This window comes from Pseudomonas sp. Tri1, assembly GCF_017968885.1.
Lineage (GTDB): Bacteria > Pseudomonadota > Gammaproteobacteria > Pseudomonadales > Pseudomonadaceae > Aquipseudomonas.
The window spans coordinates 3,076,725-3,103,636 of record NZ_CP072913.1 but is presented as its reverse complement, the minus strand read 5'-3'; the positions used below and the strand labels follow the sequence as shown (position 1 = coordinate 3,103,636).

Sequence of the window (26,912 nt, the reverse complement as noted above, 5' to 3'; positions counted from 1 at the left end):
GCTTGGCGACTATCAAGGTAAAGCGCCTGGCCAGGGCAAAGTCTTACATCAATTTTTCGAGCGTGCCCATTATGCTCAAGCCCGTCTCAAGCCATCTATTCCATTTAATTCAAGAGGTGGAAAATAATATTGCAGGGGCAAGCGAAGACGAGTACACCGAAATACTCGGCTGGATATTCTCAAGACTGGGGATTAACAAGTTTGCTTATGTCCACCTGGAACCGACACCCTTCAATCATTCCAAGATCTCTATCCACAGTAACTACCCTAGCGAATGGGTGGAAACCTATCGCAAGAATTCACTCTACAAGTCGGACCCCGTCATGGCCAACACAGCCGTTACGGCCACGCCTTTTTTCTGGGATGAAATCCCCCAAGAAATAGATAATAACCCTGAAATATTTGATCAATCAGCCGCCTATGGTATCAAGCAAGGGTTCACCATTCCGCTTCATGAACCTGGCCGATCATTCGGCTCTATCCACTTATCTTCCGAAGAGAATGACCCGGACTTCCCCACCCTCATTCGCTCGAACCTGGTCATCATAAAAACCCTTAGCATCATTGCCAACCAGCACCGCCCCACGGAGGCCAGCATTGAGAGCAATCTCAAGCTATCACCCAGGGAAATTGAATTCTTGCGTTGGCTGTCGCTCGGGAAAAACTATAAGGAAATAGGTCTGATCATGAACATCACCGAACGAACGGTGAAGTTCCATGCCAAGCAAATGACTGAAAAACTGGACTGCATCAATGTCAAGCAAGCGATGTTTAAGGCGGTGCACTTGAACCTCGTTTAGCACTTCGCACCGCGTTCACCCGCCATTCCTTATTTCCCCGGGGCAATCTGAGCACCGGTACAACCAGTTAGTCCAGCACTCTATTCTTTTCCAACTGGCGCCACCGACTCAAGCAAAGCCGGCCTGCGTTGCGATATTGAAAAGCATGCCACATGCAAACAATCCAATCACCAAAGAAATGGCTCGACTTAACAGTCGCCCGGATACAATCGCGTGCAACTTTCGCCCACAGAATGCTCCTGCCGCAATCCAGACCAGCCCCACCGGAAAAATAATCAGGGTAAAGAGCAGCATGAATGACAGCCAACTATCGAGCGACAAGAAAGTACCCACCGGCGCAACGAAGGAAACAAAGAACAACCCCTTGGGATTGGTCAATGTCGCAACAAACAGATCAGGCACCGTAATACCCGCTCTTGCACCAGGTGTATTGTCCTTTACCGAGAACCACAGTTTCACGGAAATATAAAACAAAAAGCACACGGCAAAAATCTTGGTTGCGATCACAACCCACGAGTGGTCGGTCATCAACAGGTCTATGAACACGCCCCACATCGTCATCTGAATGACGTACGCCAACCACTCCGCTACGACGAACCTCATCGAGCGAGGATTGAAGCCTCGATTTATGCCGGCTTGCAACAACAATGAATTCGTTGGCCCCGGAACCAACAACACCGTCAACAGGGAAAGCACAATATAGCTCATAGCGTCATCCATATCAGGAGCCTGGACGGCTCGTTTACAGGGTCAGATCAATCCATATCTTTCCATATGACATCACGCCGGATGTCATAAGAGGTCAGACAACTAACTCATTAGAGCAATCACACTAGACCAACATCAATATGCCACTCCCCATTTGCCAACTCGTAGACAGGCATCGTGGCTCTACTGGCAAGAAGCAGTTTCGCAGGTAAAAACAATCCTCCCACATTCACATGACCTTCTGACTACATGTCTTCAGTTGGCTCTTCAAGGCGTCAATTTTTCGAATCACACGATATCATGTAGTTAGCCGATCCATTTCAAATACGTCAAAAAAATGATCCACACAGCCCTATCGGCTGTCACACAAACAGCTTCAATAAGCCACTACTGCGCACCTATACTTTTTTGGATTCCCAGTGATACGAATCCTTCAACTAACGCCCTTCCCAATGATTATAAGGGATTGCCAAAAAGCGCCTACTAATTAGGCTATACACTCTATAAATCGAAGACTGTACTTTAGGACAGTTGAAATGCTTTAGTGCAGAGTTAACAGTAGCTTCACCTGTAGCCAAGAAATCGCATTCATGAACTACTCCCCCTGTACCTACCGATTTTCCGGCGTCTCTACCAGCGTCGCAAGTTATTCGAAAATCCCATTCAATACCCTGGAACAAATATTATCCATTCGCAAACTAGCCTTCATCGATAGAAAAAAATGGGACATTGAAAGTTATCAAGGCAGTGATTACGAATGGGATGAATATGACGATCCCGATGCAATCTATATCTACGCCCATCAAAACGACCGAGTTACCGGCTGTGTTCGACTACGCCCCTCCAGTAAGCCGACACTCATGAGTGGCCCCTTAAGCTTTATTCTTCCAACCGAAGACAACAGACCCGATTCGGAACAATGTTGGGAAGCTACGCGCTTCGCACTTTCAACTGACAGCTTTGCCACAGGAGAACTCACTCAAGCTAATGTAGACATTCGCACAGCAGCACTTTTCCTGTCAATGATTAAGTTCGCCCAACAACACAATATACAAACCTATGAAATTGTCGTTGACACCATGATGGAGAAAATCCTGAAGCGTTCCGGATGGGCAGTTGACAGACACAATACCGCGTCAGGTTCAAAGGGCGAAAAAATCATCTACGGCACATTACCCTGCACGTCCACCATTTATGAAGAGGTCCTCAAGAAGAATGCAATAAACCGAGCCTTTGTATATACCCAACCCCTCGTAACCTGCCGTTCGTCAGGCAAACTCCATAAATCCCTGGATATCGGCCAACCCCTTCCCCGCCGAAACATTCCAGCAAAGATCCCCATGCACACTGAGCTACAGCTATAAATCAAATACTTGGATGAATTTGGAGAAAGGATGAACCTACAACGATTATTCCCGCACGTTGGCAAAGTCATTGCCAGTACAGGCAGCCGCAATTTTCCCCGCATGCTGCACGACCTGATACTCACGGAAATACCTGTAGACGCAACACATATTACTGAGCAAAGGATAGGCACAAGTAATATTTCTGAACCGAGCACCTCCAGTATCGGTTGCGTCGGCATGGATAACGCATGCATCGACGCGATCATGGAGGCTCATACAGCAAAGCCTTTTTTCCTGGCCGATGATATTTTTTTCGAAGATGCAGCGCCGCAAAAAGTGCCCAACTTCTCCCGCTGTCTACTCACCCAAGAGCGTTCGGACAAAACACCTTCGCACAACACCACGACTCAACTCCACCTGACCACCCGAAAGAATGGTCGTCGTTATGTGCTGTCCATATACCGCTCACCTTTTTCCAAAGGGTTTTCCGCACAGGAACATGCTCTGCTGAAAGATTTTTCCTGTCTTTTATTGCCCATGGTCGAAGAACACGTTGCTGCCCTGGTTCCATCTGAGTCCGTGCGACAGGATCCCGGCCTGGCATTGGACGCTCCGGAAAACGGAGGCATGGAAGCGCTCCGCCAAAGATTCGCCGAACGGTTGCTTCTGTCTGGGTTGAGTTTGTCCTCTCGTGAAACGGAAGTATGCGTTGGTCTATTAGCCGGGCGTACCGCACCTGAACTTGCCGAACAACTGAACCTTAAAGTCAATACAGTCGAAAGTTATCTGAAACGCGCAGCCATAAAGATGGGGATTGGCGGACGCCGCTCGTTGATCCGATGGATGCATTCGATGGATGCCACACCCGCGCAGGTCGAATGGAGTGGCAATACCGTGATTCAACAAGCCGTATAAAACTCCCCCCCAACGGCTGCTCGATCACCGACGAATCGAGTATTTGTTGGGGGATTACTGCTCATTTCCCCGGATTTTCTTGCGCCACACTTCCTTCCACTGCCACCCGAGCGCGACGTTTCAACCACTCCAGCGCATCGTCCACATAAGTAAAAATCACCGGAACCACCAGCAGGCTCAATAGTGTTGAAGTCAGCAAGCCGCCCATCACCACCACAGCCATGGGCTGCCTGAAACTTGGGTCTTGTCCCATCCCCATCGCAGTCGGCAACATTCCCGCGCCCATCGCAATGGTGGTCATCAGGATCGGACGGGCGCGCTTGTGACAGGCATCCACCAACGCTTCGTATCGACCCAGGCCATAATCGCGGCGTGCCATGATGGCGTACTCCACCAACAGAATGGAATTCTTGGTCACGATCCCCATCAGCATCAGTAGTCCGATGACCGATGGCAGGGAAAAACTGAAGTTGCACAGCAGCAAGGCCAGCAGCGCGCCACCCAGCGAAAGCGGCAGTGCCGAAAGAATCGTGGCCGGCTGCAAGAAGTCATGGAACAACAGCACCAGGACCGAATAGATACAAAACACACCGATGGCCATGGCGAGGCTGAAACTGCCGAACAGTTCGGTCATCAGTTGCAATTCGCCCTGCTGCACCAGTTTCACTTCGGCTGGAAGATTGCGCATCACCGGCAGTTGACTGGCTTCGGCCATGACTTCGCCTAGATTGCGCCCGTTGAGTTCGATAGACAGGGTGATATTGCGCAGACGATCCAGGCGACTGATTTGCGCCGGCCCGCTGCCCATGCTGATCTCCCCCAACGAAGACAGGGCGACCTGACCGTCGCGGCCGGTCACCCGCAATTGACTGATGGCCTGCAGGTCGTCGCGTAGCAGCGAATCCATACGCACCCGTACGTCCACCTGGCGTTGGGACAGATTGATTTTGCCCAGTTGCGAGGAATATTCGCCGTAGGTCGCCATGCGCAAGGTATCGGCGATCTCCTGACTGGTGATGCCCAGTTCCGCCGCTCGGGCGAAATCCGGGCGCATTTGGATTTCCGGGCGTTGCAAGGCGCTGCTGGACGAGACGTTTCCAATCCCGCGCAGTTCACGCAACTGCGGCTCAAGGGCGCTGGCTGTGCGTTCCAGCAGATCACCGTCATCACTGGCAAGCACGATATTGAGCTTCTCTCCGCTGCCGTCGCCGCCAACATTGATGCGAACCCCTGGCAGGGTACGCAACACCTGACGCATCTGTGCTTCGACCTCTACCTGCTTGCGATCCCGTACATCTCGATCCGCCAGCTCCACCGTCAGGATGGCATCGCCGGCCCCGGTGATATCACCAGGCCCGGAGCCCGAGCTGCTGGCCGTCCCTACCGAACTGAAGACATGTGTGACATCCGGTATGTCCCGCAATCTTTCGCTGGCTTGCAATGCTATCGCGGTGGTTTGTTCCAGTGTCGTACCGGGTGGCAGTTCCAAGGTGATTTTGCTGCGACCGGTGTCCTGCGCGGGCAGGAAGCTGGTGGGCAGCAACGGGACCAGCGCCAAGGCGCCGACAAAACACAGGCTGGCCAGCAACATCGTGGTCTTGCGCCGGGTCAGGCTGGCATGGATCCAGCCCAGGTAGCGGGTCATCAACGGGCCGTCGGCGGCGGTTTGATGAGTTGCCTTGAGGAAATAAGCCGCCATCATCGGCGTCAGTACGCGTGCCACCAACAACGAAAACAACAGCGCAACCGAAGCCGTCACACCGAACTGACGAAACAGCTTCCCGGCGATGCCGCCCATGAATGCCGTGGGCAGGAACACCGCGACCAGGGTAACGGTCGTGGCGAGCACCGCCAGGCCGATTTCATCCGCCGCCTCGGTGGCAGCCTGACGCGGTGTCTTGCCCATGCGCAAATGCCGCGCGATGTTCTCGATCTCGACGATCGCATCGTCCACCAGTACACCGATGACCAACGCCAAGGCCAGCAGCGAAACCGCATTGAGCGTAAACCCGGCCAGGTACATCACGCCAAAGGTGGGGATGATCGACAGTGGCAACGCCGTGGCTACGATGAGTGTGGCGCGCCAGTCCCGCAAGAACCACCAGACCACCAACACTGCCAGCAGCATGCCTTCGTACAGCAGGTTCATCGAGTCGTGATAGTTGGCAAGGACGGCCTTGACGGTGTCATTGGCTTCAACGATCTGCACGTTGGGGTGCTGGTCCACGAACGTGGTCATGGCCTTGCGTACATCATTGGCCACGCCGACATCGGAGAAGCCCAGGGAACGGGTGACCTGGAAGCCAATTACCGGCCTGCCATCATGAAACGCCCGGGTACTGCGTTCGGCGTGGGTGTCGCGAATGTCGGCCAACTGATTCAATGCCAACAAGCGACCGTCGCCGCTGGGGATGTCGATGGCTCCGAGGGCCGCCGGATCGTCGATGGCCCCCAAGGTCCGCATGGCCTGCTGGCCACTGCCCAGGTTGCCCTGGCCGCCGGAATTGTCCTTCTGCATGGCACGCAACTGGCTGGCTACGTCCGAAACACGGATGCCCAGCCCTGCCATCAGGGCCGGATCGAGGTTGACCTGGACCTCCCGATCGACGCCACCCATGCGCGAGATCAGTGCCACCCCCGGCACCGCCAGCAATTGTTTGCTCAGTTCATTGTCGACGAACCAGGACAAGGCTTCTTCGTCCAGATTGTCGGAGTCGATGACATAAGTGAGCAACGCGGAGGCACTGGTGGTCAGCCGGGAAACCGATGGTGTGTCCAGGTTCGCCGGCAGCTGCGGCATGGCGCTGTCGACCGCGTTACGCACTTCGTTCAGGGCCTCGTTGCCATCCTTGTCGATGTCAAAGCTGACGTTGATGGTGACGGCACCGTCGGTGATGAGCGTCGTCACGTGCTTGAGCAGGCGCAGGGACGTCAGTTTATCCTCGATCTTGCGCGCCACTTCCGTTTCCAGTTGCTCCGGGGCGGCGCCTTCGAGTGAGGCGCTGATCACGACCACCGGCAGGTCCATGTCCGGAAAATCCTGGATGGCGAGTTTTCCAAAACCGGACAGGCCCAAGAGCGTCAGCAGAATGAACAGCATGACGGCAGGAACCGGATAGCGGATCGACAAGGCTGAGATGTTCATGGCTGGGCGACCTGGGCTTGGACGAGGGTCACACTCGCACCGTCATTGAGGAACGCGCCGCCAGCGCGCACGATGCGGGCGGGCTCATCGAGGCCGCTGAGGATCTCCACGGCCTGGTGCAGGCGCCGGCCGACCACTACCGGTCGTTGGACGACGCGCATGTCCTCATTGAGCGTGAACACATAAGAACGTCCGTCCCGCAGGATGACCGCGGTGTCCGGTACCGTGACGGCTTCGCGCGGCGCCAGTTCGATCTGCCCACTGGCATACATGCCGGCCTGGGCAGCGCTGTCGTTTGGCAAGGAGATGTAGACCAGCGCCCGGCTGGTCTTGGTGCTTAAGGTAGGCGATACCAGGCGCACCCGCCCTTCCACGCTCTGACCGCCGGGCAAGGTCATGCGGGCGACCTGGCCGGGTTGTACCTGGGCCAACTGGCGTGCATCCAGCTCGGCCTGCCATTCGATGCGGCCGTCGCGCACCAGGCGAAACAGCTCGTCGCCGGCGGAGAGCACCTTGCCGAGCAACGCCGTGCGCGCCGAAATGATGCCGTCGTCCACCGCCACGATGCGCGTCTGCCTGAGCCTGATCCGAGTGCTCTGCAATTCGGCGCGGGCGCTGGCCAGATCAGCCTCGGCGAGCGCGACCTTGATTCGATAGTCTTCGCGTTGCTGTTCCGACAAGGCGCCACCCTCTCCGACGACCCGGGCGCGGCGGTCATTGGAACGGGCCTGTTTCAGATTTGCCTCGGCTTGAGCGACGAGCGCCTTCTGTTTGCTTTCTTCAGCGACGACCGTTTCGCTGGCCAGCGTAGCGAGCAATTGACCTTTCTTCACCCGGCTGCCCACATCGGCTTCGATGCTGGCAATGCGCAGGTTGCTGGTCTCGGCATTGATGACCGCTTCCTGCCAGGGCGCGAGCGCTCCATTGGCGAACAACAGTTGCGGCCAGATCTGGCGCCGCGCCTGGACGACCTCCACGCTCAAGCTACTGACCTCAGGAGCGGCCACCGCCGGTTCGGCGCCACGGCGAAAATAGATCAACGCCACCACGAGCGCACATACGATGATCGCCAACGCGAATCTGCCTGACCTCGACCTCACGCGCCCTCTCCACTCAATGCCCGGCTCCGCGCCAATGGTTGACTGGCTTGCCAGCCGCCCCCCAGCGCCTTGTACAGGGCGATCCAGTAGCGCACTTGATTCTGCTGCAGGGTGATCAATTCAATCTCGGCGGTCAGCGCCTGGCGGCGCGCGGTTTCCCGGTCCAACAAGCTGACGTTGCCGGCCTGCCAATTGCGGTCGATGGCCTCGAAGGACTCACGAAAACCGGCCGTGGAGCGCTCCACATCCGCCTCCCGGCGACGTGCCGCATCGAGGCGAACCAGCGCCTGCTCCACTTCCATCACGCTGGTGCGCAGCGTCTGGCGATAGACTGCGAGGGCCGCGTCATAAGAAGCCTTGGCACCGTCGACCGCCGCGCGGCGCTTGCCACCATCGAACAGCGGAATCGACAACACCGGGCCCAGCGACCAGGAACGGTTGCGCTGACCGACCATGGTGCCCACGGAAAAAGTCCCGGAAAGGCTCAGGCTCGGCAGCCGATCCGCCTGGGCCACGCCGATCTCGGCATTGGCCGCAGCCAACTCGCGCTCACTGGAGGCAAGGTCCGGGCGTTGACGCACGAGTTCGGCCGGTATCTGTTGCACGTTAAGCTCGGCCGGTTGAGGCAGTTGCGCCGGAGTGTGGCCGAGCACCTCCAGCAGTTGCCCTTCATCACTGCCGGTCAGCGCCACCAGGCTTTTGAGCAGCACCTGGCATTCACTCTGCTGCTGGACCAGTGTCGCGACGCTGCTGGCAGCACTGGCATCGGCCAGGGCCGCGTCAGCCGAGGACGTGAAGCCTGCCCCGAACGACTGGCGAGTGATACGCGCGGTGTCCTGTTGTGACTGGGCCTGGTCCCCATAAGCCAGCACCAGCTTCTGGCAACCGCGGTATTGCACGTAGTAGTCGCCGACCTGGGCCGCCAGCGAAACCCGCGCGTCATGCCAATCATCCACCCGCGCTTGGACACGGGACTTTGCCGCTTCATTGTTGCGACGCAACTTGCCGAACAGATCGAGCTCCCAGGCTGCATCCATCGTTGCCGAAGAGCCTGAACCACCCAGGCGTTCAGAGCCGGTCTGCTGCCCGCCACGACCACCGGACAATCTGCCGTCGATTTTCGGCAAGGCATCCGCAGCATCACTGGCAGCGGTTGCCCGGGCCAGCGAGATATTGGCCCAGGCCTGGTCCATGGATGGGCTATCGGCTTCGGCCAGGCGCAACAGTTTGGCCAACGCCGGGTCATCGAACTGCTGCCACCAGTCGGCCAACGCGGCCATGGAGGCGCCATGGGGCAGCGGCGCTTGCCATTTGGCCGCGACCGGGACGTCTGGCACTCGATAGTCAGGGCCCAATACGCAGCCACTCAAGGCCACCGCACACAGTGTCACCAGCAATACGTTTTCTGGAGGCTTGAAGACATGCATAGGGTTCTCTATGGGGTGACAAAGGTGAAGAACAGCAAGGCACCCGGCACCGCCACAGCTCAGGGAGTTGGCAGATGATTGACGATGGCTTGACGAGGCTCGTGTGGCAGGTATTTAACCCCGTGCCGGATTGGGTGTCTGGCGTGGAAAACGGGGACAGGTGCCGGCAAGAAAACTCGCGATAAAGACAGGGGCCTGTTGAAATGACCTGGACCTGCCAAGTACAGACCGCACCCGCTGTCGAGCATGAATGACAGCCCCGCTCGGTTCACTTTCCATAGCCAATGGATGATCGAATATGGAAGCACTCAGTTACCTCGAAAACGTCGAGTCGAACGCACGCACCTATGCGCAGACTTTCCAGCGACTGTTCGTCAGCGGCAAAGGCATGCGCATCAAGGACGCCAGCGGCCAAGAGTTCCTCGACTGCCTGTCGAACGCCGGGACACTGGCCCTCGGGCACAACCCGCCGCAAGTCCGGGACGCCGTGATGCAGTTTCTGGGCAGCGATCACTTGCAACAGGCACTGGACCTGGCCACACCGGCCAAGCATGCGTTCGTGCAGGAGCTGTTCTCGATGCTGCCGGCGAAAATGCGCGACACCAGCAAGATTCTTTTCTGCGGGCCCAGTGGCTCGGATGCGGTCGAGGCGGCCATCAAGTTGGCGCGCCACTACACCAAGCGCTCGCCATTGATGGCGTTCCACGGCGGTTATCACGGGATGACGGCCGGTGCACTGTCGGCGATGGGCAAGCTGTCTCCCAAGACCGGTGACGGCCTGATTGCCCAGGGCACACACTTTCTGCCATTTCCCTACCGGTTTCGCTGTCCGTTCGGCACCGATGGCGAGCACACCGACCAACTGTCCATCGACTACATCCGCACCGTCCTGTCGGACCCCGAAGGCGGCGTTGCCAAGCCGGCGGCGGTTATCGTCGAGGTGGTACAAGGTGAAGGCGGTTGCATCCCGGCTTCGGCCAACTGGCTACGCGCCCTGCGGGAAATCACCCTGGAACAGGACATCTTGCTGATCGTCGACGAGGTCCAGACCGGCCTCGGCCGCACCGGCAGCACGTTCGCCATTGAACACGCGGGTATCGTGCCCGACATTCTGGTGCTGTCAAAAGCCATCGGCGGCGGCTATCCATTGGCGGTGATCGTGTATGCCGATTATCTCGACACCTGGGGGCCCGGCATGCATGCGGGTACTTTCCGTGGCAACCAGGTGGCGATGGTCGCCGGTGCTGCAACCATGCAGCAAATCCGCGAAGACAACCTCGTCGCCCATGCCGCCCGGATGGGGCAGAAGTTGGAGCACGGCCTGGAACAAATCGCCCAACGCTTTCCATGCATCGGCGATATCCGCGGTCGCGGCTTGATGATCGGCGTGGAAATCACTCAACCGGGCACCAACCAGCGCGCCGGCCAGGCTGACGGTGTTCGTGCCCACGCCATCAAGCTCAACTGCTTCGACAACGGGTTGATGATGGAGACCGGCGGACGCCATGGCGCAGTGCTCAGGTTCCTGCCCCCCCTGACCATCACAGAGGCTGAGGTCGGCATGGTCCTGGAGCGCTTCGAACACTCGGTGAAGAAAGTCGGCGAGACACGCTCGCAGGCGGCCCGCGTAGCGGTATAAGAGGCCAGGTATTGGCCTTTGTGGCGGGGGTTTATCCCCTCGCCACAGGGGGATGTGCCTGGTTCAAGTCATGCAGCCCAGGTCAATCGCGCGCCAACGCATTGATCGGATCGAGCCGCGCGGCATTACGCGCAGGCACAAAGCCGAACACGATCCCAATCAGTGTGGAACAGATGACAGCAGTGACGATCGATCCCATTGAGAACACCATTTGCCATTCCTTGACGAAGATCGAAAAGACGTAGCCGATCCCAAACGACAAGGCGATGCCAATCGTGCCCCCCATCAGACACACCATCACCGCCTCCACCAGAAACTGCTGGCGTATGTCGGACTGGCGAGCACCGACAGCGATGCGAATACCGATCTCGCGGGTACGTTCGGTCACCGAGACGAGCATGATGTTCATCACCCCGATCCCGCCCACCACCAGCGAAATGATCGCAATCAACGAGAGCAGCAGCGCCAGTGATTGGCTGGTCTTCTGCACCGTTTGCATCACGCTGTCGAGGTTGTAGGTGAAGAAGTCCTTGATGCCATGGCGCTGCTCCAGGAGCTTGACCACGTTGTCTTCCACTAATTTGCTCGGTTGCCCGTCCTTTATCCGAACCGTGATGCTGTCCAGGAAGCGCTGGCCCAGCAACCGGCCGGCCGCGGTTTCATAGGGCATCCAGATATTCAGGTTCTTGCTGGTGTTGAAGACGCTTTTGCGGTCTTCGGTCACGCCGATGACCGTGCACGGCAAGTTGTCGACCAGAATCACCTTGCCCAATGGGTCTGTGTGCGAGCCAAACAGGCGCTTGCTCGTATTGTGGTCGATCACCACCACTTGCGACTGCCGGCGGGCATCGTCCTTGCTGAACGCCACACCCGAGCCGATCTTGATTCCGCGAACCTGGAAATAGCTCGCGCTCACACCGTTGACGGTCGCATTGACGTCGATGTTTTCATAACGCAGCAACAGGTTTCGCCCCAGGTTGGGGGTGGCGCTGTCGATGTAATACTGGTCGCTCAGGGCGGTCACGTCGGACAACACCAGCGTTTCGATAGCGGTCGAGCGACTGTCCCCCCAGTCGGCGCCAGGCATGATCTCGATCGTGTTGCTGCCGATCGCTTCGATGTCTTTCAGGACATATTGCTTGACCCCTTCACCGATGGCCACGATCGACACCACGGAGGTGATGCCGATAATGATGCCCAACATGGTCAGCAGGGTTCGCATCCGGTGCGAGATCAACGCCACCCAGGCCATGTTGAACGCTTCGCTGAACAGCCCGAAACGGGCGAGCAGACCGTTGGTGGGCTTGACCTTGGCCAGACGCATGTCTTGTTCCGGCAAGTCTTGCAGCGGCCTCTGCGGATTGGGGCGATCACTGACGATCTCACCGTCGCGGATCTCGATGATGCGCTGGGCGTGAGCCGCCACTTTCTCGTCATGGGTCACGATGATGACCGTATGCCCTGCCGCGTTGAGTTCCAGGAGGATCTTCATCACCTCCTTGCCGCTGGTGGTGTCCAGCGCCCCGGTGGGTTCGTCCGCCAGAATGATCTCGCCGCCGTTCATCAGAGCCCGGGCAATACTCACCCGCTGCTGTTGGCCACCGGAGAGTTGGCTGGGCCGGTTGCTCAGGTGCCCTACCAGTCCCAGACGTCCCAACAACTCCCCGGCACGCGTGTGCCGTTGCTTCTCTGCCGCGCCAGCGTAAATGGCCGGCATCTCGACGTTGTGCAAGGCACTCAGGTGCGGCAGCAAATGGTAACGCTGGAAAATGAAACCGAAGTGGTCACGCCGCAGTACCGCCAGCTCATGATCGTCCATCGAGCCGGTTTCGCGCCCGTCCACCTTGTAGCTGCCGGAACTCGGATGGTCGAGGCAGCCGAGCACGTTCATCAGTGTGGATTTGCCGGAGCCGGAAGCGCCGGTAATCGCCACGACCTCCCCGGCGTTGATCGTCAGGTTGATGTTCTTGAGCGCTATGAACTCCTTCTCGCCCGCAAGAAAACTGCGGGTAATCCCCTCGAGCTCCAACAGTGGTCGCGTCATGGTCAGGCTCCCGCCACGGCTGGGGTCGGTTCGCCGATGACGACCTTGTCACCTTCTGCCAGGCCATCCTTGATCTCGGCCCGCACGTTGTTGTTGATGCCCGTCTGCACGTTGCGCGGCTGAGCCTTGCCTTCGGCGTCCAGCACACGCACCACATAGCTGCCATCCTGGTTTTTTGCACCCAGGGCGGCGACGGGGACCGTCAATACATCCTTGGCCTTGTCCAGGACGATACGGACCTGGGCCGTCATGGAAATACGCAGGCGATGATCGGGGTTCGGCACGTCGAAGAGGCTGTTGTAGAACACCGCGGTATTTTGCTTCGGCGTCCCGGCAGTCTGGGTTTCGAGGAAGTTCTGCGGCGCTGGCTCAGTGCCCCGCAGCTTGGCGTAATAGCGCTTTTCCGATTCACCCAGGATGGTGAAGTACACCTCCTGGCCGGGAACGATGTGAATCACGTCGGCTTCCGACACCTGGGCCTTGACCGTCATGGTGTCCAGGTCGGCCAGCTTGAGCAGCACCGGTGCCAATTGCTCGGCGATCACGGTCTGGCCTTCCTGCGTCACGATCCCCACGACATAGCCATCGATCGGCGCGACGATGTGGGTGTAGGCCAGGTTGACCCGCGCGGTTTCCACCTGGATACGGGCGTCCTTTATCTGCGCATCGAGGGAGAGCAGGTTCGCCGCTTCCACCTTGTAGTTCGACTCGGCGGTCTCGTACTCCTGCTTGGAGATCGCGTCGTCCGGTTGCAGTTTTTTGTAGCGATCGTAGGTGCCCTTGGCGTCCTTGAGTTGCGCCGCCGTGGCCTGCCGCTTAGCCACCAGGTTCTCTTCATTGACCAGGGCCTGGCGTAATGAATTCTGCGCCAGCATAGGGTCGATCTCCGCCAGCCACTGGCCCTTCTTGACCTTGTCGCCCAGTTTGACCTTGAGCGACTTCAGTTGGCCCGACACTTGGGCACCGACATCGACCTGCTTGACGCCCTGCAGCGTGCCGGATGCCAGTACCGCGTTCTCGATGTCGGTACGTTCGACCTCGGCAGTCAGGTACTCCGGTGGTTTGCCCGGCGACTGCGCACTGTAGAAAATCAGCGCGGCCACCACGACCAGTACAAGCACGATAGCGATTTTGCGAAACTTCGACTTTTCCATAAATAACCATGAGTGCGTTGATTTCAGGCCCGGCCAGTGAGGCGCCGGGGTCCATGGATGCGCGCGAAGGAAGGACGGCTAGACGCAATCACTGGCCGCCTCCTCATCGTGCATGGGAAGGCTGTCCTGCCACCAGGCTGCCAGGTTGTGTACGTGAGGGGCCTTGAGGATCGTGAAGTGGTTGCCCGGACCGTACCAGATACTGAGGTCAGGGATATGCTTGCGCCATCCTTCGATCATTTGTTCCTGCTCGCGTTTGTTACCGGCTGTGTCCAGGGTTGGATCATTGGCCAACACCAGCCGCACCGGCCCGGTGTATCGATGTTGTGGTTGATAAACCGTACGCAGGGCGGTGCCAAAAGCCCGCGCCGGCCCGCGCATCGAATCCACCGCCGAACGCTGCGGCAGCATGCCGGCACGGACCATGCCGGCATGCAGCAAACGCATCTGCGCGTTATCGTCCTGGGCACCGAACACCGTGGCATCGATACCCAGGGACTTGCCGGAAGCCAGCTGCATCGCCTCGATCAACCGGTTCAAGACCCCCGTTGCGGTATAAGGCCTGCCCACCACCCCATTGCCGCCCGGCGACTCACTGTCGATCAGCGTCAACGAGGCCACCTTGCGACCACGGGCATGCAGGCGGGCGGCCATTTCGAAAACGATCCAGCCACCGAAGGAATGGCCAAGCAGATGCACCGGGCCCTGCGGTTGCACCTTGTCGATTGCTTCGAGATAGGCCTGGGCAGCGGTTTCCACGAGGCTGAAAGGCTCGGTGCTGCCGTCCAGTCCGCGAGGTTGCAACCCATGGATGGGCCAGTCCGGGCCGAAGGCATCGGTCAGGCCGATAAAACCGGTCACGCTGTCGCCGGCACCAGGCACACAGAAAATCGGCGCCCGATCGGCGCGCCCGCCCTGGATTGTCAGCAGTGGCTGGTAGCTGTTGCGCCGGGAAGGCGCCGGGCGCGAAGCGACGGTGCGCAATGCATCGTCAATGGCCTGTCCCAAAGCCTTGACCTGTGGCAACTGCATCATCGTCTGGTGGTTGCCCGGAACCTTGACACAATGCATCTGCGCCTTGGGCAGGACAGCGTCCCAGCCCAGGTAGCCGGAATGTTCGGGCGCATCGTCCTTGCGCTCCTCGGCGACCAGCAAGTGCACCGGCACGGAGATCGGATACACCGAGTAATGGGCCAACGCATGACCGTGGGCGACTTCGCGATCCAGGTATTGCCAGAGCTGGGCCGCGCTGTAGTCCGCCAGTTCCGGCGGTAGCAGGCCTTGCTCAGCGCACCGCTGCACCAGCCCCTCGAACTCGAAGTCACTCAGTTGAACCTGCAGGCTGGCCAATTTTGTGAGGACCAGGGCGAGGTCCCCGTCGGCCACTGTCCCAGCCTTCCAAAACACCTCGCAGCGGTCGAGCAAATGACGTTTGTGCGCTTCGTCCGGCGACCAGCGGTCCCTGCCCTGGTCCACCAACCGAGGCAGGTAGCTGTCGATCAGGCCGAGGAACTCGACCTCTTCGTCCAGGCCAATGAGCTGGATGGCGATCTCGTACGCCAGCACGCCACCGAATGACCAGCCCGCCAGGCGATAAGGCCCCTTGGGCTGGACTGAACGGATGATGCCCACCAGCCGCGAAGCCAGGCACTCCATCGTGTGCAACTGTGGTTCACCCCACGCAATGGCGGGCAGGCCATAGACCGGGATATCCGGATCGATGTGCTTGCCCAGCGCCGGGAAGTAGAGATCCAGGCCGCTGAACTCATGCACCAGGAACAACGGGTTCTGCTGGCCGGTGGTGCGCACCGGCACGAACGGCTCCTTCACTTGGACCTCAGTGGTACGGTTCTGCAGCAGCGACGCCATGGACGCGACACTTTCATGCTGGAACAACTCGGCCAGTGACACCGTCAGGTTGGCTTGCGCCAGCAGCCCCACCAAGCGGATCGCCAGTAGGGAATGCCCGCCCATTTCGAAGAAGTTGTCATGGCGACCGACCTGTTGCAGGCCCAGCAAGTCTTGCCAGAGTTGCGCCAGCAGGGTTTCCACCTCGCCTTGCGGGGCTTCATAGGCACGGCTGACGACGGCGTCCTGGTCCGGTGCCGGCAGTGCCTTGCGGTCGAGCTTGCCATTGGCGGTCAGCGGCAATGCATCGAGGCGGACATAGGCGGCCGGCACCATGTAGTCGGGCAACTGCCCATGCAGGTACCCGCGCAAGTCCTCGACTGGCACCGTCTCGCCCAGCGCCTGCTGAGTAAAGTAAGCCACCAGGCGCTTCTCACCCGGGACATCTTCGCGCACCAGGATCACCGCGTCCTTGACGTGCTCGTGTTGGGCCAGTCGGGCTTCGATTTCACCCAATTCGATACGGAAACCACGGATCTTCACCTGGTCGTCGTTACGCCCCAGGTAATCCACCGTGCCGTCCGCGCGCCAGCGCGCCAGGTCGCCGGTGCGGTAAAGCAAGGCACCGGGGTCGGCATTGAACGGATCGGCGACGAACTTCTCGGCGGTCAGTTCTGGGCGGTTCAGATACCCTTTCGCCACGCCGTCGCCACCGATGTACAGCTCACCGGCCACGCCGATGGGCACCGGTTGCCGATTGGCATCCAGTACATAGACGCGGGTGTTGCCAATCGGACGACCAATCGGAATACCGCCCTCGCCCACGGTTTTGATTTCGTGGGTGGTGGTGAAGGTGGTGGCCTCGGTCGGGCCGTAGCCGTTGAGCAGGTGCAGCGGCGCGCCTTCGTTCAGGACGCGACCGATCACCGCCGGGTCGAGCACATCGCCGCCGACGATCAGGTAGCGCAACTGGCTGAACACCGCCATCAAGCCACTGGCGTACTGGTGGAACAGGCCGGCGGTCATCCACAACACGCTAACCGATTGCTCTTGCAGCAGCGCCGCAAAACGCGCTTGCGTCAGCAGTACGTCCTGATCGACCACCACCACGCAGCCGCCGTTGAGCAACGGTGCCCAGACGTCGAGGGTACTGGCGTCGAACGCCGGGTTGGAGGCGAATGCCACCCGGTCCTCGGTGTTGAAGTCGGCGTAGCCATTGTTGATCACCAAGCGGTTGATCGCCCGGTGCGGCACCAGCACGCCTTTCGGGGTGCCGGTGGAGCCCGAGGTGTACATGATGTAGGCGACCGATTCGGCGCTTTGCACCAGACCAGGGTTGTCGCAAGCGCAGTCCAGCACCAGGGTGTCCAGGTTCACGCGCAACGCGCCTTCAGGAGCCATAGCCGTACTCAGCGTGAGCAAAATCCGCGCGCCACTGTCCTGCACCATGAACTGCTGACGCTCCAGAGGTGCGCCGACATCCAATGGCACGTAGACAGCAGCACACTTGAGGGTCGCCAACTGGCTGACCACCAGTTCGGTGGAGCGCTCCAGTGCAATCGCCACGCGATCCCCCGGTTGCACGCCGAGGCCGACCAAATGGCGGGCCAGGCGATTGGCCCGACGATTCAACTCGGCGTAGGTCAAGCGGCTTTCGTTGTGCACAACCGCCGTTGCATCCGGACGGGCCAGCGCCTGGGCTTCGAACAGGCCATGGACGGTCCTGTCCCGCGGATAGCGACGCGTGGTGGCGTTGAAATCCACCAGCAATTGCCGGCGTTCGGCGGACGGCAGGATCGACAGACTGTGCAACGGCGCCTGCGGTGCTTGCTCCAGCGCCTGCACCAGATGCTCCAGGGCAATGTTCATGTAGACACACATCCGCTGCGCGCCGATCCGCGGCAGCGCCAGTGCCGACACGCTGAAACCCTCGCCCAGGTCATCCACCGACAAGGTCAACGGATAGTTGGTGCGTTCCTCACTGCTCAGGGCCTCGATGCCCTCCCAGGCGCTCAGGGCTTCGCTCGAAACCGTCTGGCCAGCGCTGTGTCGGTAATTGAGCAAGGCACTGAACAACGGCAGCGGCGCGGCCACGCCGCTGCAACGTTGGGCCAGGGCCAGCGAAGCGTGCTCATGGCCGAGCAGACCGGTGAGGCGAGCGTGGGTGGCTTTCACCCCGTCACGCACACCCTGGCGACCGAGATCCACTCGCAGCGGCAAGGTGTTGATGAACATGCCCAGTGCCCGGTCGGCGCCCTCGCCACCCTGCATCCGGCCCATCAATACGGTGCCGAACACGACGTCCTGCCTGCCGGACACCTGCCCCAGCACCTGCGCCCAAGCCAGGTGATGCAGGCTCGCGGCGCTCACACCCAATTGACGAGCCTGGGCCCGCAAACGGCGGCTCAGATCGGCAGACAGGTTCAGCCCGGCGGCTTCGATATCGCTGCCGTCGCCACGTACATCCAGCACGCCGAACGGTAATGTAGGCTCGTCCACATCGCCCAACATGTCCCGGAAGAACCCTTCGTGCTCCTGGCGACTGATGCCCAAACGGGCCTGGGCCACGTAGTTGCGGAACGGCACTGCTGTGCCCAACTGATCGGCCTGGCCTAGCAAATGCGCCTGCATCTCGTGCTGCACCACCTCCAGCGCCGTGTGATCGAGGGCCATGTGATGGAACAGCAGGATCGCGATCCAGCGCTGGTTGGCCGGGTCATGGGCGAACGCCATGCGCATCAGCGGTGCCTGGCGCACATCGAGGCTGTAGTGTCGAGGGTTGAAGCGCTCGAGCAGTTGCGCGGTGATGTCATTACTTGGCTCGAAAACACACTCTTGCAGAATCAGTTGCGCCTGGCGAAGCACCACCTGGACCGGTTCGCGCAGTCCTTCCCAGAGCACGGCGGTGCGCAGAATGTCGTGCCGATCGATGACAGCTTGCAAAGCGTCGACAAAAGCCTCCAGCCGGGTACGATCCTTGAAGTTGAACGTGGCCTGCTGCACATAGAGATCGCCCTGCTGCGAAGCCAGGTGGTGATACAGGATCCCTTCCTGCAATGGCGCCAGGGCGTAGATGTCCTGGACGTTTGCCACGCCGCCGGGCACCGTCGCGGCAATCTGATCGATCTCGTCTTGGGACAGGTCGATGAGGGGCAGCATGTCCGGCGTGATGCGTTGGCCTGCCTGGGTAATTCCGTTGTCCGGCACCACGACCTCCGTCGCACCGCCCACTGCCGCCGCCAATGCCGCCAACGTCGGCTGGCCGAACAGTACGCGGACATCGGCGCTCAAGCCCACTTGACGCATGCGCTCGATCAACGTGACCGCCAACAGCGAGTGACCGCCCAGTTCGAAGAAGTGGTCATGCCGCCCCACCCGCTCAACCTGGAGCAAATCGGCCCAAAGCTGCGCCAGCGTTGTCTCGACCGTACCTTGCGGTGCCTCGTAATCCCGGGTGATCACCGCCGAAAGATCCGGCGCTGGCAAGGCCTTGCGGTCGAGCTTGCCGTTGGGGGTCAGCGGCAAGGCGTCGAGGCGCACGTAGGCACTCGGCACCATGTATTCCGGCAGTTGCCCTTGCAGATGGCCGCGCAGAACTTCGATATCGGCAGCGTCCTCGGCAGCGTGTGTGGTGAAATAAGCCACCAGACGCTTCTCGCCTGACGCCTCTTCACGGGCCAGCACCACGGTTTCCTTGATACCCGCGTATTGCGCCAGCCGGGCTTCGATCTCGCCCAACTCGATGCGGAAACCACGGATCTTCACCTGGTCATCGTTGCGCCCCAGGTAGTCGATGTTGCCGTCCGGCAAGTAGCGACCCAGGTCGCCGGTTTTGTACATGCGCGCGTTCGGGGCCGTGCTGAACGGGTCCTTGAGGAACCGCTCGGCCGTCAGTTCCGCACGGTGCAGGTAACCGCGCGCCACCTGGACCCCGCCGATATAAATCTCCCCGGCCACGCCCAGGGGCACCGGTTGTTGATGGGCATCGAGCAGGTAGATCCGCGTGTTGGCGATCGGCTTGCCAATGGGCGTGCTGTCGGGTGTTTCAGCCCCCGCGCAGTCCCACGCCGTCACGTCCACCGCCGCTTCGGTCGGGCCGTACAGGTTGTACAAGCCGGTCTGTGGCAGTTGCGCCTTGAAGCGCCGCACCAGATGCCCCGGCAAGGCCTCGCCGCTGCACATCACCCGCACCAGTCCTTCGCACGCGTCCGCCTCGCCATGGGCCAGGAACACATCGAGCATCGACGGCACGAAGTGCAACGTGGTGATGCCTTGGGCCTGGATCACTTCGCGCAGGTAGGCCGGATCGCGGTGTCCGCCGGGACGAGCCATCACCAACCGTGCGCCGCTGAACAGCGGCCAGAAGAACTCCCACACCGACACGTCGAAGCTGAATGGGGTCTTTTGCAGCACCGCGTCCGCGGCGCTCAATTTGTATTCGTCCTGCATCCACAACAGGCGGTTGACCACCGCGCCGTGCTCGTTCATCACGCCTTTGGGCTGACCAGTCGAACCCGAGGTGTAGATCACATAGGCCAGGTGATTGGCTTGCAGGCCCTCGACCTGTGGGTTGCTGATTGGCTGCGTCGAGAAACCGTCAGCCGCGTCCAGCAACAGAAGCCGGGCTTGCGTTGCTGGCAGGCTGGCCTGCAAGGCACGCTGGGTCAGCACCACTGATGGCGCGCTGTTTTCCAGCATGTAGGCCAGCCGATCGAGCGGGTAATCCGGGTCGAGCGGCACATAAGCCGCACCGGATTTAAGAATACCCAGCAGCCCCGCAACCATCTCCACGCTGCGATCCACGCAGATCGCCACACGGTCGTCCGGGCGGATACCCAGGGCAAGCAGTTGATGGGCAATCTGGTTGGCGCGGCGATTCAGCTCTGCGTAGCTCAGTTGTGCTTCGTCAGACACCACAGCCACCGCATCCGGACTCGTCGCAACCCGCGCCTCGAACAAGCCGTGCAGCGTCAGGCCTTGCGGATAATCGACCGTGGTGGCGTTGAATCCTTCCAGCAGATACTGGCGTTCGCTGTCACCCAACATCGGAATCTGCGCCACGAGGGCCTGCTCGTCAGCGACCATGGCGCGCAATACGCACTCGAGGTAACCGAGGTAGCGCTCCATCGTGGTCTGATCGAACAACGCCGTGGCGTACTCCAACGAACCGAACAGACGCCCGTCGATCAACGCCATGTCCAGCAATACGTCGAACTTCGCGGTGCGACTGGTCACGCCCAGCCCTTGCAGCGACATATCACCCAGTTCCAACCCGGCGGTTTCGTTGTTCTGCCAGGACAGCATCGCCTGGAACACCGGGCTGTGGGACAGGCTGCGCAATGGCCGGACCACTTCAACCACCTGTTCGAACGGCAAGTCCTGATGCGCCTGGGCCCCCAAGGTCTGGGCCTTCACCTGTTGCAGCAAGCCTTGGACCGTCAGTTCGGCCGCCACATCGACGCGCAGCGCCAGGGTGTTGACGAACAGACCGATCAGGCCCTCGACCTCTGTTTGCATGCGGTTCGCCACCGGCGTGCCGATGACGACATCGTGCTGACCGGCCATGCGACTGAGCACCGTGGCCCAGGCGGCCATGACCGTCATGAATAACGTGGCGCCATGGCGTTGGCTCAATGTCTTGAGGTCTTGGGTCAAAGTTTCGTCGAGGACGATCCCCACCGCACTACCGGAGTGGTCTTGCTGGGCAGGCCGTGGTCGGTCGGTTGGCAACGTCAGCAGCGCCGGCGCATCGGCCAGGGTTTGCTGCCAGTAGCGTTCCTGCCGATCCAGGATCTCACCGGTGAGCCAGCGCCGTTGCCAGAGGGCATAGTCGGCGTACTGGATTGGCAAGGCCGGCAGCGGATCATCCCGTCCCTGGCTGAACGCCTCGTACAGCACGCCCAGTTCATGGGTCAGGACATCGGCAGACCAACCATCCGAGACGATGTGATGCAGGGTCACCAACAGCACGTGATCATCGTCAGCCATCCGAACCAGCCGGCCACGAGCGAGTGGGCCGCGGGCCAGGTCGAACGTTTGACGAGCTTCTTGCTCGGCCATGCTCAACAACTCGGCCTCGGCATCCGGACGCCCGGCCAGGACATGCTGTTGCAAAGCGAAACCGATGTCAGCCGGGGCAATGCGCTGCTGCACGTCCTCCCCTTGCGCCTGGGCAAAGGTGGTGCGCAGGGTTTCGTGACGGGCAACGATGCGATCCAATGCGCGAGTAAGCGCCGGGATATCCAGCACCCCCCGTAAACGCAGGCCCGTGGGAATGTGATAGGCCGCACTGCTGCCATCCAGTTGCGCCAGGAACCACAGGCGCTGTTGGGCGAACGACAACGGCAGCATCTGCTCGCGGGACACCGGCACGATGTCTGGCCGGGTGCTGCGTACCGCCTGGAAAAGCACCTGGGCCAGCGCACTGAGCTGCGGTTGGGCGAAGACATCGCCAAGGTTCAACTCCACGCCCAATCGCTCGCGCACCTGGGCAATCAAGCGCATCACCAGCAATGAATGGCCGCCCAGTTCGAAGAAGTGGTCATGACGCCCCACCGACTCGACCTTGAGCAGGGCTTGCCAGATCTGCGCCAGGGCGATTTCAGTGCTGCCTTCAGGCGCTTCATGGCTGCGGCTGGCGTAGGCATCGGCATCGGGCGCCGGCAACGCCTGGCGGTCGAGCTTGCGGTTTGGTGTCAGCGGCAGCGCGGCCAGGCTGACGAAGGCGCTGGGCAGCATGTATTCAGCCAATTGCGTCGACAACAGCGTGCGCAGGGCCGCTGCGCTCAGGCTCGCGCCCACCTGCGGCACCACATAGGCCACCAGGCGTTTGTCGCCCGGGGTGTCTTCGCGCACGATCACCGCCGCTTCCTTGACTCCGGCACAATGACCCAACCGGGCCTCGATCTCGCCCAGTTCGATACGGAACCCGCGGACCTTGACCTGGAAGTCATTGCGGCCCAGGTACTCAAGGCGTCCGTCCGCACGATAACGGGCCAGGTCGCCGGTCTTGTACATCCGCGCATCGGGCTGGTCGCTGAAGGGATCGGCCAGGAAACGTTCAGCGTTGATAGCGTCAAGGTTCAAGTAACCACGCGCCACACCCTCGCCACCGATGAAGATTTCCCCCGCGACGCCGAACGGCACCGGCTGGCGGTACGCGTCGAGCAGGTAGATACGGGTGTTGGCCATCGGCTTGCCAATCGTTGCATTGCCACAGGCAGCGTCGTACTTCATATACGCGGCGGTGCAGGACACCGTCGCCTCGGTCGGGCCATAGGTGTTGATCAGTTGCGTATGGGGCGGACGAATCGCGTCCCACATCTGCAACTTCTGCGTCGACAAGGCATCCCCGGTGACGTTGATCAACCGCACGTCCCGCAGCAGGTCGCGGGCCTGGGCCGGGGTGTTGTGCCCCTCGGCCGCGAGGGTGTGCCAATGGGCCGCCGTCAGGTGCAGGAAGGTCGGACGGACGTCGCCATTGCTTTGCAGCTCGGCACTGCCAAACAGCTGCCGGGTCGGTGCCAGGGTGGCGCCGGCAAGCAGTGCCGGGAAGATCTCCTCCACCGACAGGTCGAAGTTCAGGGTGTTCTGTTGCAGCACCGTATCGGCCGCTGTCAGGTCGAACAGCCGGACCGCATCGACGCAGTAGTTGACCAGCCCCCGATGTTCGATCATCACCCCTTTGGGGTTGCCGGTGGAGCCCGAGGTGTAGATCACGTAGGCCAGGTGACGCACGCCCAGGGATGCTACGAACGGGTTATCGTCGCGCCCGGCGCAAATGCCGCTACGAACGCGCTCAGCGTGATCGAGCAACACCACTGGCACCGTCAATGCCGGCAGACGACCTTGCAATCCACCTTGAGTCAGCAGCGCCACCGGGGCGCTGTCGGCGAGCATGTAGGCCAAGCGCTCGGCCGGATACGCCGGGTCGAGCGGCACATAACCAGCGCCGGCCTTGAGGATCGCCAACAGGCCGACCAGCATTTCAGCACCGCGCTCGACGCAGATCGCCACCCGGTCATCCGGACGGATACCCAGTCCTATCAGGTGATGGGCCACCTGGTTGGCCTGGCGGTTCAGTTGCGCGTAGCTCAGCCGTTCACCGTCGAACAGCACCGCGACGGCTTCGGGTCGAGCCGCGACCTGGGCCTCGAACAACTGATGGATCGTCTGCCCGCGAGGGTACGGCGCCTGGTTAGCATTGAGTCCCACCAACAGATGGTCACGCTCGGCTTCGTCCAACAACTCGATTCGCGCAATCCTCGTCTGGTCACTGGCCACCATGGCCCGCAGCAGACGGTCCAGGTAGCCGATGTAACGCTGCACGGTGGCCTCGTCGAACAGCACCGTGGCATATTCGAGAGAGCCGAACATCTGCCCTTGGACCTCACCCAGCTCCAGGGACAGATCGAACTTGGCGACAGTGCTCGCCGCCCCCAGGCCTTCAAGTTTCAAATCGCCGAGCACCAACTCCGTGCTGTCCAGCGTCTGCCACGACAACATGGCCTGGAACAGCGGCGTATGGGCCAGGCTGCGCACCGGCTTGAGCACTTCCACCACTTGCTCGAACGGCAGGTCCTGATGCGCCTGGGCGCCCAAAGCCTGGGTCTTGACCCGCGCCAACAGGGTTTCAACCGTCGGCGCCCCCGAAACATCGACGCGCACCGCCAGGGTGTTGACGAAGAGACCGATCAACCCTTCGACTTCCGAGCGGGTACGGTTGGCCACCGGCGAACCGATCACCACCTCATCCTGACCGGAAAGCCGGCTCAGCAGCGCACCCCAGGCGGCCATCAACGTCATGTACAGCGTGACGCCGTGACGCTGGCTCAGCGCCTTGAGGCTCGCGGTCAGGTTCGCGTCAAAGGTCACTGGCAGTGTCGCCCCGGCATAGTCCTGCTGTGGCGGGCGCACGCGGTCGGTGGGCAACATCAGCAATGCCGGCGCATCGGCCAGGGTTTGCTGCCAGTAGCGGCTCTGGGTTTGCAATACTTCGCCGCTCAACCAGCGACGCTGCCAGACGGCGTAGTCGCTGTATTGCACTGCCAAGGGCGGCAATGGATCGTCCAGTTCATGCCGGAACGCCTCATAGAGCGCCGCCAGTTCCTTGATCAACACGCCGATGGACCAGCCGTCCGAAACGATGTGGTGCATGGTCACCAACAGCACATGGTCGTCGCTGCCGAGGCGAATCAATCGACCCCGGATCAACGGGCCGTGCTCCAGGTCAAAGGCGTCCATGGCCTCCTGTACCACCAACCCTTGCAGCTGGTCTTCGGCATCGGCGTGGCCGGACAAGTCATGCTGGAGCAGCGCAAAACCGGCGTCGACAGGCGCGATGCACTGCCGTGCCTCCTGGCCCTGACCCTGCACAAAGGTAGTCCGCAATGCCTCGTGGCGAGCGACGATGCGATCCAGCGCCCGCTGCAAGGCGGGGCGATCCAGCACGCCGCGCAGACGGAGCCCGGCGGGCATGTGATAGGCCGCGCTGGCACCTTCCATCTGCGCCAGGAACCATAGGCGCTGCTGGGCGAACGACAGCGGCAGGTCTTCATCACGGGAAACCCGGACGATCTCCGGCAATGTGCTGCGCCCTGCCCGAGTCACTGCCTGCGCCAACCCCATCAGTTGGGGATGGGCGAACAGCTCGGCCAGGCTCAGCTCAACGCCCAGGCGCAGGCGCACCTGGGAAATCAGCTGGATTGCCAGCAATGAGTGGCCACCCAGCTCGAAGAAGTGGTCATGGCGACCGACCTGTGGCAGGCCTAGCAGGTCCTGCCAGATTTGCGCCAGGGTGGTTTCGACCTCACCTTGCGGGGCTTCGTAGCCACGGGTGATCAATGCGTCGAGATCCGGCGCCGGCAAGGCCTTGCGGTCGAGCTTGCCATTGGGGGTCAACGGCAATGCATCCAGACGCACATAAGCGGCGGGCACCATATAGGCCGGCAGTTGTGCTTGCAGGTGCGCACGCAGGGCGTCGATGTCCGCTGCCTGACCCGATTGCGCGGTGTAATAGGCCACGAGGCGCTTATCGCCTGGAACATCTTCCCGGGCCAATACCACGGCCTCTTTCACGGCATCGTGTTGGGCAAGCTTGGCTTCAATCTCCCCTAGTTCGATGCGGAAACCGCGGATCTTCACCTGGTCGTCGTTACGCCCCAGGTATTCGATGTTGCCGTCCGGCAGGTAACGGCCCAGGTCGCCGGTTCTGTACATCCGGGCATTTGGCGTGGTGCTGAACGGGTCCTTGAGGAAACGCTCGGCGGTGAGGTCATCGCGATTCAGGTAACCCCGCGCCACCCCGGCGCCACCGATGTAGATTTCACCCGGCACGCCCAGTGGCACCGGTTGTTGGTGCTCGTCCAGCAAGTAGAACTGGGTATTGGCCACCGGTTTGCCGATGTGTGCCGCGAACCCGTCCTCACGGGCCATCGACACCCAACTCGAATACGTCGTAGTTTCCGAAGGGCCGTAGAGGTTGCACAGGCGCTTGACCTGGGTCTGTTCGAACAGCGTTTCCACCAGGCTGCGCTTGAGCGCTTCACCAGCGACGTTGACCGTGTCGACACCCTCGCCTACACCGCCCGACTCCAGCAACGCCTTGAGCGCCGACGGCACCGTGTTGATCAAGGTGATGTCGTGCTCGCCTTGTTGCAGTTCCAGCACATTAGTCACGACTTCGATGCTGCCGCCGCAGGTCAGCGGCGCGAAGCACTCGTAGACCGCCAGGTCGAAGTTCAACGAAGTCGAGAACAGGGTTTTCGCCAAGGTCTGCGAATCGAAT

Annotated in this window: 11 protein-coding genes (1 of these 11 only partly in view); 4 read left to right on the top strand and 7 right to left on the bottom strand. The window is 60.6% G+C overall.

What is annotated here, in order from left to right; genetic code table 11:
* Positions 1–71: 71 nt before the first annotated feature.
* Positions 72–800 (top strand): LuxR family transcriptional regulator, encoded by a 729-nt coding sequence (locus J9870_RS13285; protein ID WP_210644710.1) that lies wholly within the window; start codon positions 72–74, stop codon positions 798–800.
* Between the two features lie 108 nt (positions 801–908).
* Here the strand turns inward: J9870_RS13285 and J9870_RS13280 are convergent, their stop codons facing one another.
* The gene (locus J9870_RS13280) at positions 909–1,508 is read right to left on the bottom strand and encodes a LysE family transporter (protein ID WP_210644708.1); all 600 of its coding nucleotides are present in this window, start codon (positions 1,506–1,508) and stop codon (positions 909–911) included.
* A 590-nt stretch (positions 1,509–2,098) separates the two neighbouring features.
* Between J9870_RS13280 and J9870_RS13275 the strand changes: the two genes are divergently transcribed.
* Together J9870_RS13275 and J9870_RS13270 are read left to right on the top strand one after the other, a co-directional pair.
* A complete protein-coding gene (locus tag J9870_RS13275) occupies positions 2,099–2,872 on the top strand; it encodes an acyl-homoserine-lactone synthase (RefSeq protein WP_210644706.1) in 774 nt (257 codons plus the stop codon).
* Between the two features lie 30 nt (positions 2,873–2,902).
* On the top strand, positions 2,903–3,769 hold the full coding sequence (locus J9870_RS13270) for a helix-turn-helix transcriptional regulator (RefSeq protein ID WP_210644704.1): 867 nt from the start codon (positions 2,903–2,905) through the stop codon (positions 3,767–3,769).
* 61 nt (positions 3,770–3,830) lie between these two features.
* Here the strand turns inward: J9870_RS13270 and J9870_RS13265 are convergent, their stop codons facing one another.
* The 3 genes from J9870_RS13265 to J9870_RS13255 are packed head-to-tail and all read right to left on the bottom strand — an operon-like array spanning position 3,831 to position 9,441.
* Positions 3,831–6,914 (bottom strand): efflux RND transporter permease subunit, encoded by a 3,084-nt coding sequence (locus J9870_RS13265; RefSeq protein ID WP_210644702.1) that lies wholly within the window; start codon positions 6,912–6,914, stop codon positions 3,831–3,833.
* Positions 6,911–7,963, bottom strand: a complete 1,053-nt coding sequence (locus J9870_RS13260; protein ID WP_246883144.1) for an efflux RND transporter periplasmic adaptor subunit — start codon at positions 7,961–7,963, stop codon at positions 6,911–6,913. Before J9870_RS13260 ends, J9870_RS13265 begins: the two co-directional genes overlap by 4 nt.
* A 47-nt stretch (positions 7,964–8,010) precedes the next feature.
* Positions 8,011–9,441, bottom strand: coding sequence for an efflux transporter outer membrane subunit (locus tag J9870_RS13255; RefSeq protein ID WP_210644699.1), 1,431 nt, complete (start codon positions 9,439–9,441; stop codon positions 8,011–8,013).
* A gap of 298 nt (positions 9,442–9,739) precedes the next feature.
* Here J9870_RS13255 and J9870_RS13250 point away from each other — a divergent pair, with 298 nt between their 5' ends.
* Positions 9,740–11,080 (top strand): diaminobutyrate--2-oxoglutarate transaminase family protein, encoded by a 1,341-nt coding sequence (locus J9870_RS13250; protein ID WP_210644697.1) that lies wholly within the window; start codon positions 9,740–9,742, stop codon positions 11,078–11,080.
* An 82-nt stretch (positions 11,081–11,162) separates the two neighbouring features.
* Here J9870_RS13250 and J9870_RS13245 read toward each other — a convergent pair whose 3' ends face one another.
* The 3 genes from J9870_RS13245 to J9870_RS13235 form a co-directional block, all read right to left on the bottom strand.
* Entirely contained in the window at positions 11,163–13,124 is a 1,962-nt protein-coding gene (locus J9870_RS13245) for a MacB family efflux pump subunit (RefSeq protein WP_210644695.1), read from the bottom strand.
* Positions 13,125–13,126: 2 nt separating this feature from the next.
* Positions 13,127–14,278: a macrolide transporter subunit MacA gene (gene macA / locus J9870_RS13240; RefSeq protein ID WP_210644693.1), complete on the bottom strand. Its 1,152-nt coding sequence runs from the start codon at positions 14,276–14,278 to the stop codon at positions 13,127–13,129.
* Between the two features lie 78 nt (positions 14,279–14,356).
* Positions 14,357–26,912 carry the final stretch of a non-ribosomal peptide synthetase gene (locus tag J9870_RS13235; protein ID WP_210644691.1) on the bottom strand. The gene runs 18,371 nt beyond the window's last position, so the window shows 12,556 of its 30,927 coding nt (coding positions 18,372–30,927); the start codon falls outside the window, past its right edge — the gene reads right to left on this strand; it ends in the stop codon at positions 14,357–14,359.